This is a genomic window from Yoonia sp., from assembly GCF_036770585.1.
Classification (GTDB): domain Bacteria; phylum Pseudomonadota; class Alphaproteobacteria; order Rhodobacterales; family Rhodobacteraceae; genus Yoonia.
The window spans coordinates 1-2,395 of the sequence record NZ_DAIPIW010000116.1 but is presented as its reverse complement, the minus strand read 5'-3'; the positions used below and the strand labels follow the sequence as shown (position 1 = coordinate 2,395).

General features: G+C 65.5%; 3 protein-coding genes. 2 read left to right on the top strand and 1 reads right to left on the bottom strand.

What is annotated here, in order from left to right:
- On the top strand, positions 1-1,125 hold a 1,125-nt coding region (locus V7N12_RS13615; RefSeq protein ID WP_333715181.1), incomplete at its 5' end, for a xanthine dehydrogenase family protein molybdopterin-binding subunit.
- Positions 1,112-2,182: a DUF2235 domain-containing protein gene (locus V7N12_RS13610; RefSeq protein ID WP_333715180.1), complete on the top strand. Its 1,071-nt coding sequence runs from the start codon at positions 1,112-1,114 to the stop codon at positions 2,180-2,182. The genes V7N12_RS13615 and V7N12_RS13610, both read left to right, overlap by 14 nt.
- On the opposite strand, the gene V7N12_RS13605 is transcribed toward V7N12_RS13610, so the two are convergent.
- A partial coding sequence (locus V7N12_RS13605; protein WP_333715179.1) for a PaaI family thioesterase occupies positions 2,147-2,395 on the bottom strand: 249 nt, incomplete at its 5' end. The genes V7N12_RS13610 and V7N12_RS13605 overlap by 36 nt on opposite strands.

Below are 2,395 nucleotides of genomic sequence, written 5' to 3'. Positions count from 1 at the left end.
TTGCGGCTGAAGAACTTCATCCGGCCCGACCAGTTTCCCTATACCTCGGTCACGGGCCTTCCCTATGACGTGGGCAATTTCCCGATGGTCCTGGCCAGCGCCGCGCGCGAGGCCGACCGCGAAGGCTTTCCTGCGCGCCGAGCCGCCGCGGCTGCGGCGGGCAAGCTGCGCGGGCAGGGGCTTTGCTATTACATCGAAAGCATCCTCGGGGATCCGGCAGAAACGACGACGGTCGAATTCAAGGACGGCGGTGCGCTGATCTATGTCGGCACCCAGTCGAACGGGCAGGGACACGAGACGGTCTATGCGCAGTTCCTGTCCGATCAGACAGGCATCCCCGCCGACAAGGTCAGGGTGATCCAAGGCGACAGCGACCTGATCGCGACGGGCGGCGGCACTGGCGGGTCGCGGTCGGTGACGGTGCAGAACACCGCGACACTCGCCACGGTCGAGACGATGGTGACCGCCTTCACCGCCTTTCTGGCCGAGCAGGAGGGCGTCGATGCAGCGGCCGTCAGTTTCGACGACGAACGGTTCCGCATCGCGGGATCGAACCTGACCCCCACGATGCTCGAGGTTGCCGACATGGCCCGCGCGGCGGGACGCGAAGACCTGCTGAAGCACAGCGCCCGCATCAAGCTGGACAACCGCAGCTTTCCCAATGGCGCCCATGTCGCCGAGGTCGAGATCGACCCCGAGACAGGCGTGGTGAAGGTCGACCGCTATACGGTCGTCGATGACTTCGGCAACCTGATCAACCCGATGCTGGCCGAGGGGCAGGTGCATGGCGGGGTGGCGCAGGGGATCGGGCAGGCGCTGACCGAGCGTGTGGTCTATGACGAGGACGGGCAACTCCTCACGGCAACGTTCATGGACTACGGCATGCCGCGGCCCGATGATGTGCCCATGATCGGTTTTTCAACGGAATGCACGCCGTCGCTTTACAATCCCATGGGGATGAAAGGCTGTGGCGAGGCAGGCACGGTCGGCGCGCTTGCCGCCGTGAACAATGCGGTGGTCGATGCGCTTTGGGACCATGGCGTGCGCGATCTGGAAATGCCGTTCACGCCGCACCGCGTCTGGCAGGCGATAGCGCGCGCGAAGGGTGACAGTGTCGCTGCGTGATTGGGTCTTCGGCCTCTTCGGGCGGCGTCCCCGCACCGAAGAGGACGGCCTGCGCGGCAAGGGGCCCGCGACCCATGTGATCATTCTTGACGGGACCATGTCCTCGCTTGCCGAGGGCGAGGAAACCAACGCCGGCCTAACCTACAAGCTGCTACTCGAAGCAGGGCGGCGGGCCAACCTGACGATCCACTACGAAGCGGGCATCCAGTGGCGCTATTGGCGCAACATGTGGGATGTGATCACCGGCAAGGGGATCAACAGGCAGATCGCGCGGGCCTATGGCGTGCTGGCCAGTCGCTATCGCCCGGGCGACCGGATCGTGCTGATCGGCTATTCACGCGGGGCCTATGCCGTGCGCTCGCTGGCGGGGGCGGTGGATCAGGTGGGGCTGGTCAAGCACGACTGCGCGACAGAGCGGGTGATCACGCAGGCTTACCGACACTATCGGCTGGGCGCGATGGGTGACGCCGCGCGCGCCTTTCGCGACCATTACTGTCACAAGGACGTGCAGATCGAGGCCGTCGCCGTCTGGGATACCGTCAAGGCGCTGGGCCTGCGCCTGCCGATCGTCTGGCGCTTTTCCGAAGGGCGGCACGGCTTTCACAACCATGCGCTTGGCCCCTATATCCGGCACGGGTTTCACGCGCTGGGCATGGACGAGACGCGCGTGGCCTATCAGCCGATCATGTGGACCACGGATGCGACGACCAGCGCCCATGTCGAACAGGTCTGGTTTCGCGGCAACCATGCCGACGTCGGCGGGCAGGTCCGCCACTTTCCGCCAGCCCGCCCGCTGGCCAATATCCCGCTGGTCTGGATGCTGGACCGGCTCGAGGGCTGCGGCCTGCCCTTGCCGTCCGGTTGGCGCGGTCGCTTTGTGCAGGATGTCTCGGCGCCGTCGGTCGGCGGCTGGCGCGGCTTTGCGAAGGTCGCGCTGATCCGGTGGAAGCGAAGAATTGGCCGTGACCCGTCCGAACGGATCCACGAAAGCGTCACCGGACAGACCGCACCGCGGGATGTTCTAGCCCCGCAGTTTCATGATCAGACAAGTGGCTGACCCCGTGGCGTAAAGCTTGCCTGTCGTGGCATCCCTGATCTCGCCATGGGCGACCCCGGTCGAGCGCCCCGCATGGTCGATGATGCCGGTCGCCAGAATCTCGCCGCCCACGGGAATGGCCCCGGTCAGGTTCACCTTGTATTCCAGTGTGGTGTAGACCGAGCCTTTGGGCGTCATCGTCATCACCGCGCAGGACATGCAACTGTCCAGCAA